The organism is Actinomyces denticolens (assembly GCF_002072185.1).
Classification (GTDB): Bacteria; Actinomycetota; Actinomycetes; order Actinomycetales; family Actinomycetaceae; genus Actinomyces; species Actinomyces denticolens.
In genome coordinates this window covers 1-8,027 of record NZ_MVIW01000062.1, presented here as the reverse complement: position 1 = coordinate 8,027, position 8,027 = coordinate 1, and the positions used below count along the sequence as shown (strand labels likewise).

Sequence of the window (8,027 nt, the reverse complement as noted above, 5' to 3'; positions counted from 1 at the left end):
GAACCGTGGGCGGGCAAGGGCCGACAGGCCGGTCCAAGGACACACCCCGCAAACCAGGGGCCGTCAGGTCTCGATTGAGTCAGACCCACCCACCCACAACCAACATAGTGGTCTCGATCATGATTTCGACCGGTCTCGGCGGGCGAGGCGCGCGGGACCACCTCCATGAAACGGCTTGCAGTATCTTGCAGGCGGGCGCACACTTACCTTGTCCCTGGCGCCCTGACCGGTAAGAACAACGACGTTCCTTGGAGACGACCATGCCCCATCCCTCCACTCCACAATCGCGGCCCACCTCCCGGGCGCTCCTGACAGGCCTGCTCGCCACCCTCAGCCTGGCGCTCGCGCTCCTCGGGGTCACCGGGCTCACCGTGCCCCCGCCCGCCTCCGCGGCCCCCGACGCCGAGGCCATCTCCCTGCCCGGCACCCACAACACGGCCATGGGCTGCGCCGCCGACTGGAGCCCCGACTGCGCTGCCGCCACCCTCACCAAGGACCCCGAGTCCGGCATCCACACGGGTACCTTCACCCTGCCGGCCGGGACCTACCAGTACAAGGTCGCCGTCGGCGGCACCTGGGACACCAACTACGGCAAAGACGGCGCCCCCGGCGGCGGCGACATCGAGTACACCACCGCTGGCGGGCCCATCACCTTCTACTACGACCCCGCCACCCACCGCGCCTGGAGCACCACTGACGGCCCCACCATCACCCTGCCGGGCGACTTCCAGTCCGCGCTCGGCTGCGCCCAGGGCGACAAGGGCGGCAACTGGGCCCCCGCCTGCCTCGCCACCCTCATGCACCCCAACGGCGACGGAACCTGGTCCTACTCCACCTCCTCGCTGCCAGCCGGAACGCACCAGGTGAAGGTCGCCCACGGCCTGGCCTGGGATGAGAACTACGGCGTCGACGGCGCCGCCGGTGGGGAGAACTACAGCTTCACCACCAAGGCCGGCGAGCAGGTCCACTTCACCTACACCCTCGCCGACCACCGCCTGGGCATCACCACCGCGAGCCCCGGCGTCGCCGGCGTCGGCGAATCCCGCGCCTACTGGATCGACGAGACCACCCTGGCCTGGCCCGTCAGCCTCCTGCCCTCCGGGGTGAGCCGTGACGCCGTCGTCGACGCCCAGGGCTCGCCCGTTCCCGGGGCTCCCATCTCGCTCAGCCTTGTCACCGCCCCCGACGGCGGGGCCGCCGTCACCGACGGAGCCGTCACCGGCGGCACCCTCACACCGCTGCGCATCACCGGGGACCTACCCGCCTCCGTCCTCCTCGCCCACCCGAACCTCCGGGGCTACATCGCCGCCAGCCTCACCGGCGCCGACGGCGCCCCCGCCCTCACCCGAGCACAGGTGGAGGAGGCCCTCACCGGGCAGGTCGGCGTCGTCCAGCAGGGGGCGGACGGCACAGGCGCCACCGCCTTCACCGGCATCCAGCTCGCCCCCGCCCTCGACGCCCTCTTCCCCGCCAGCGCCCGCGACGGCTCCGCGCCGCTCGGCGTCGTCTGGGACGGGGCGCGCCCCTCCTTCCACCTGTGGGCCCCCACCGCCAAGAGCGCAACCCTGCTCACCTGGGGCACGGCGTCGGAGACCGGCATCGCCCCTGAGGCGGGAGGCGAGGCCGTGCGCACCGCCGCCACCCGTGGGCCCGACGGCCGCTGGAGCGTGGACAACGCCGACGGCGCCATCGCCGCGGGCTCCCAGTACCTGTGGGAGGTGCGGGTCTACGTGCCCGCCACAGGCAAGGTCGAGACCAACCTCGTCACCGACCCGTACTCCACGGCCCTGACCACCGACTCCACTCGGTCCGTCGCCGTGGATGCCTCCGCGCCGTCGCTCGCCCCCCAGCAGTGGTCCAGCGCCACCGCCCCGACCCTCGCCAACGACGCCGCCCACACTATCTACGAGCTGCACGTTCGCGACTTCTCCATTCACGACGCCACCGTGCCGGAGGCCTACCGCGGCACCTACCGCGCCTTCACGCAGTCCGACTCCGACGGCATGAAGCACCTGCGCTCCCTCGCCGATGCCGGTATGAACACCATCCACCTCCTGCCGACCTTCGACATCGCCACCATCCCCGAGGACCGCGCCAAGCAGGTGACCGCCCCCGTTCCCGACGCCGGTCCCGCCAGCGAGGAGCAGCAGGCCGCCGTCGTCTCCACCGCGGACACCGACGGCTTCAACTGGGGCTACGACCCCTACCACTACACCGCCCCCGAGGGCTCCTACGCCACCGCCGAGAACCAGAACGGCGGGGCGCGCATCATGGAGTACCGCGAGATGGTCGGCGCGCTCCACGGCGCTGGCTACCAGGTGGTCCTCGACCAGGTCTTCAACCACACCCCCGCCTCGGGGCAGGACGCGACCTCCGTCCTCGACCGCGTCGTGCCCGGCTACTACCAGCGGCTCAAGGCCGACGGCGGGGTGGAGAACTCCACCTGCTGCTCCAACACGGCCAGTGAGAACGCCATGATGGAGCGCCTCATGATCGACTCCGTGGTCACCTGGGCCCGTGACTACCACGTCGACGGCTTCCGCTTCGACCTCATGGGCCACCACTCCAGGGACACGATGGTGCGCCTGCGCGATGCCCTGCGCGCCCTCACCCCGGACAAGGACGGCGTCGACGGCTCGGCCATCTACCTCTACGGCGAGGGCTGGAACTTCGGCGAGGTCGCCAACAACGCCCTGTTCCAGCAGGCCACCCAGGGCCAGCTCGGCGGCACCGGCATCGGCACCTTCAACGACCGCCTGCGCGACGCCGTCCACGGCGGTGGCCCCTTCGACGACGACCACCGCACCTTCCAGGGATTCGGGACCGGCGCCGTCACCGACCCCAACGGGCTCGACCCGCGCCCTGAGGCCGATCAGAAGGCCGACCTCGCCCACCGCACCGACCTCGTGCGCATCGGCCTGGCCGGCAACCTCTCCGACTACTCCTTCACTGCCTCCGACGGGACCGTGCGCACCGGCGCCGAGCTCGACTACAACGGGGCCAAGGCCGGATACGCCTCCTCACCCGAGGAATCGGTCAACTACGTCGACGCCCACGACAATGAGACCCTCTACGACCTTGGCGTCTTCAAGCTCCGAACCGACCTCCCCATGGCAGACCGCGTCCGCATGAACACTGTCAGCCTGGCCACCGTCGCGCTCGGGCAGTCGCCGTCGTTCTGGGCGGCCGGAACCGATGGCCTGCGATCGAAGTCCCTCGACCGCGACTCCTACAACTCCGGTGACCACTTCAACGCCATCGACTGGTCCGGACAGGACAACGGCTTCGGCAAGGGACTGCCGGTGAAGTCCAAGAACGGTGAGAAGTGGCCGATCATGACGCCGCTGCTCCAGGACCCTAGCCTCAAGCCGTCGGCCGCGGATATCTCCGCCGCGCAGGCCCAGTCCATGGACCTGCTGCGGCTGCGCTCCTCCACGCCCCTGTTCAGCCTCGGCGACGCCGGGCTCATCAAGGCCAAACTGAGCTTCCCGGGCTCCGGGCCCGAGCAGGCCCCCGGTGTCATCACCATGCTCGTGAACGACCCCGCGGACGGCTCCGCGGGCGGCGTCGACTCCGACCCCGCGCTCGCGGGCGCCCTCACCGTCTTCAACGCCTCGGATGAGCCGATCACCCAGGTGGTCCCGGAACTGGCCGGGCGGGGCTTCGCGCTGTCGGACGTGCAGGCCGCTGGCGCTGATGAGGCCGTCAAGGGAACCACCTTCGACGCCGCCACTGGCACGGTGACCGTGCCCGCGCGCACCGTCGCGGTGCTCACCGAGAAGCAGGGGGCGGCGCCGCAGCCTGGCCCGACGCCGGAGCCGAGCCCCGCGCCGAGCCCCGACCCGACACCCGCCCCCAGCCCGAGTCCGGCGCCTGATCCGTCGGCGTCGGGGTGGGTGTGGTCCGGCAGCGTCTGGACGTATGTCGACCCGGCCACGGGCAAGGCTGTCACGGGTTGGCTCAAGGACGCTGGGTCCTGGTACTACCTCGACCCGGCCACCGGGGCCATGGCCACCGGCTGGGTGAGGGTGGGGACCCTGTGGTACTACCTGCGCCCCGATGGCGCCATGGCCACCGGCTGGACCGCCGTGGGCGGGCACTGGTACTTCCTTGAGCCCGCCTGGGGTCACATGATCACCGGGTGGATCGCCACCGGCGGCCACTGGTACTACCTGGCCCCCGACGGGGCCATGGCCGCCGGCTGGCAGTGGATCAATGGCGCCTGGTACTACCTGGACGGCCGCACGGGGGCGATGCGCACCGGATGGCTCAAGGACGCCGGGTCCTGGTACTACCTCGACCCAGCCACCGGCCGCCTGACCCCCTAACCCCCACCCCTCCCCCCCCCCTTGATCGTCGAGACCGGTCGAAAATAGGAGCGAGACCGGTCCGAACCAGGAACGAGACCGGTCCACGATCCACAGGGGCCACGGCCGCCGCGAGGCACCGCCCCCACCTGTGGACACAGAACCGGCCTCCTGATATCAACCGGTCTCGGCGAAGGGGGTGGATCGTGGGGGTGAGGGCATGGGAAGGTGAGCCCATGAAGGACGCGAAGGGGCGTCGGCGCACCGCGCCCAGTGCCCACCACGAGGCACCGGTCAAGCACGAGGTCCCCGGCGCGGGCGAGTCCCGCGCCTACTGGCTCGACACCACCACCATCGCCTGGCCCGCGAACCTCCTGCCCGCCGGCGTGCTCCCATCCGAGCTGGGCTCTTCCGCGCGCCCGCCGGTCTCCTTCGATCTCATCGCCAGCCCGCGCGGTGGCACCGCAGTCGCCGAGGGCCTGCTCAGCCTCGGCGACGGCGCCCTCGTCGTCCCCCTCGTCTTCGTCGGGATCATCGACGACGTCCTCCCCGAGGCGCTCACCACGCACCCGCCGCTGGCCGGTTACCTGGCACTGAGCACGCAGGACGCCATCGCCGGGCCCCGATTGCCCGACGACGCCGTGGAGGCGGCGCTCACCGGTCAGCTGACGATCGTGCAGCGCACGGTGAACTCCGACGCCGTCGGCCACTGGATCACCGCCTGCACCGGCGTGCAGATCTGGCCGGTCCTCGACCTCCTCTACGGTGGTGCCGCGAGCCGCAACAGCTCCGCGCCGCTGGGCCCCACGTGGGAGCGGGACGGCCGTCGCCGCGGCGGGGGCCCCGCCTTCGCACTCTGGGCGCCCACCGCCGTCGAGGTCGCCCTCCTGAGCTGGGCCGCTGATGACCCCACCGGTTCCGTCCCCCTTATCGATGGCGAGCCCCTGCGCTCCCCTGCCCGGCGCCTGTCGGACGGTCGCTGGGAGGTGCCCGCGAGCCCTCGCATCAGCACTGGCGACCAGTACCTGTGGGAGGTCCGGGTCTACGTCCCCGCCACCGGGCGGATTGAGACGAATCTCGTCACCGACCCGTACTCCACCGCCCTGACCGTGGACTCGCGCCGCAGCATCGCCGTCGATCTCGCCGATCCCGCGCTCGCCCCCGCCGCTTGGGCGAGTCGGGCCGCCCCCGCTGCGGGAAGCGAGCTCGGGGGAGATGCCGCCCGCGCCATCTACGAGCTCCATGTGCGCGACTTCTCCGCCGCCGACCCCACCTGCCCGGCCGAGTCGCGCGGCACCTACGCCGCCTTCAGCGAGGACAGCGCGGGAACCCGCAGTCTGCGCGAGCTCTCCGAGGCCGGCATCGACACGCTCCACCTCATGCCGACCTTCGACATCGCCTCCATCCCGGAGGACCGAGCCGCCCAGTCCGTTCCCGACATCCCCGACGGCGCCCACCCGGCCTCGCGCCGCCCGCAGGCGGCGATCGCCGCCGTCGCCGACGACGACGCCTACAACTGGGGCTACGACCCCTACCACTGGGGCGTTCCCGAGGGCTCCTACGCGCGCGCCGGCCACCAGGACGGTGGCGCCCGGATCATCGAGATGCGCGAGATGATCGGCGCCCTGCACGCCATGGGCCTCCAGGTGGTGCTCGACCAGGTGTACAACCACACCGCGGCCAGCGGGCAGGATCCGCGCTCCGTGCTGGACCGGATCGTGCCCGGCTACTACCACCGCCTCGACGCCACCGGCGCCATCGAGGACTCCACCTGCGCGAACAACATCGCCACCGAGCGGGCCATGGCGGAGCGCCTCATGATCGACATGTGCGTGCGCTGGGCGCGGGACTACCGGGCGGACGGCTTCCGATTCGACCTCATGGGGCACTACTCCGCCGCCACGATGCGCGCCGTGCGCGAGGCCCTGCGCGCCGAGGCGGCCGAGGCGATCGGCCACGAGCCCTTCCTCTACGGGGAGGGCTGGAGCTTCGGCGAGGTGCGGGATAATAGGCTCTTCGTCCAGGCCAGGCAGGGCCAGTTGGTCGGGACCGGTATCGGCTGCTTCAACGATCGCCTGCGCGATGCCCTGCGCGGGGGGAGCGTCACGGACTCCGACCCGAGGGAGATCCAGGGGCTGGGGACCGGCCTGGCGCAGGCGCCGTCGCCCTATGACACTCGCCCCGCCGACGTCCGGGAGGCGGACCTCGTTTGGCGCGGCGATCTCATCCGTATCGCCCTGGCGGGCAACCTGCGCGACGTGGTGCTCCACTCCGGCCGCGGGCGCTGGGTGCGCGGCGACGAGCTGCACTACGGCACCGATCCCGCCGCATTCGGCTCCGAGCCGGTGGAGTCCATCAACTATGTGGACGCCCACGACGACGAGACCCTTTTCGACATCCTCGCCTACAAGCTCGACCCGGATGAGCCGATGGAGTCCCGTGCCCGACTGGCGGCACTGTGCCTGGGCGTGGTCGCGCTCGGGCAGTCGCCGTCGTTCTGGGCGGCCGGCTCGGAGATGCTGCGCTCGAAGTCCCTGGATCGCGATTCCTACAACTCCGGGGACCACTTCAACGCCCTCGACTGGTCCTGCGCGGACAATGGCTGGGGACGGGGCCTTCCTCCCGCCGAGCGCAACTTCGACCGATGGCTCGTGCAGGCCGGGCTGCTCACCCGCCCCGGGCTGCGGCCCACTGCCGAGCGCATCGTCGCGACCCGGGCCCAGTGCCTCGACTTCCTGCGGCTGCGGCGCTCCACTCCGTTGTTGGCGCTGGGCAGCGCCTGGCTCATTCGGGAGCGGGTCTCCTTCCCGTTCACCGGCGATCCGGGCGTCATCGTCATGGTGATCGACGACGGCGCAGGGCCCGCCGATCTCGACCCGACCCTCGACGGCCTCGCCGTGGTCATCAACGCGAGAGCCCAGGAGGCGGTGGTGCGCCCGAGCTCCATGACGGGGCGCGGATTCCTCCTCAGCCCGATTCAGGCCGGGGGCGCGGACGACATCGTCAAGGGCACGGCCTTCGACCCGACGACGGGTGAGTTGCGCGTCCCCGCGCGCACGGTGGCGGTGCTCATCGAGCCCTGAGCGGCGGACGATCCCTGCCCTCACCCGCTATCCGCGGCATCACTGCGTCACCGGGGCCGCGGGCGAGCGGAGCGTGGGGGCGGCGCGGGGGGATGAAGGGACGCTGAGAAATAGCGCGGGCCCGTCTCGAAGAGACGGGCCCGCGCTCCGCACAGGAAGGTGAACGTATATGGGGTGCTAGCTCAGCAGAGCCAGCCCATGAAGTAGGCGCAGCGGATGTACCAGTAGGCCGGGGCTGCCGCGTTGCCGGACTGGTCGAACTGGGAGACGGCCTGGGGAGCCTTGGGGCCCGCCTCAGCGGCCGAGGCGGCCGGGGCGACAGCGGTGAGAAGGGAAGCGGCGAGGAGGGCGCCTGCCAGGGAGCGACGACGGGTCACGGTATCTCCTATGTTGGGGTCAGGGAACTCTGTTATGGCTCCATTCTTACGGGCTCATGGGACAACGGCATCGCCCCAAGGGTCAAGGGGTCTCATCCTTTTGTAGGACCGGCCTGTCTCGGGACGGTCTCGGGAGGTTCCGAAGCTCTTGGGCGGATCTCAAGTGGGGCCGAGTGGGAGGGTGAGTGTGAGGGTCCAGTGGTGGTCGGTGGTGGTGTGGGTGAGGGTTCCGTCGAGGGCGGTGGCGCGCTCGTGGAGTC

Annotated in this window: 3 protein-coding genes; 2 read left to right on the top strand and 1 reads right to left on the bottom strand. The window is 71.2% G+C overall.

Annotated features, from left to right (window positions below; all coding sequences use genetic code 11):
- Window positions 1-260: 260 nt before the first annotated feature.
- Both pulA (B1H55_RS11650) and pulA (B1H55_RS11645) read left to right on the top strand, forming a co-directional pair.
- Window positions 261-4,328 (top strand): pullulanase-type alpha-1,6-glucosidase, encoded by a 4,068-nt coding sequence (pulA, locus tag B1H55_RS11650; protein WP_077240726.1) that lies wholly within the window; start codon window positions 261-263, stop codon window positions 4,326-4,328.
- A 215-nt stretch (window positions 4,329-4,543) separates the two neighbouring features.
- Window positions 4,544-7,390: a pullulanase-type alpha-1,6-glucosidase gene (gene pulA / locus B1H55_RS11645; RefSeq protein WP_077240725.1), complete on the top strand. Its 2,847-nt coding sequence runs from the start codon at window positions 4,544-4,546 to the stop codon at window positions 7,388-7,390.
- A gap of 182 nt (window positions 7,391-7,572) precedes the next feature.
- Here the strand turns inward: pulA (B1H55_RS11645) and B1H55_RS11640 are convergent, their stop codons facing one another.
- Entirely contained in the window at window positions 7,573-7,767 is a 195-nt protein-coding gene (locus B1H55_RS11640) for a hypothetical protein (RefSeq protein ID WP_077240724.1), read from the bottom strand.
- Between the last annotated feature and the right edge of the window lie 260 nt (window positions 7,768-8,027).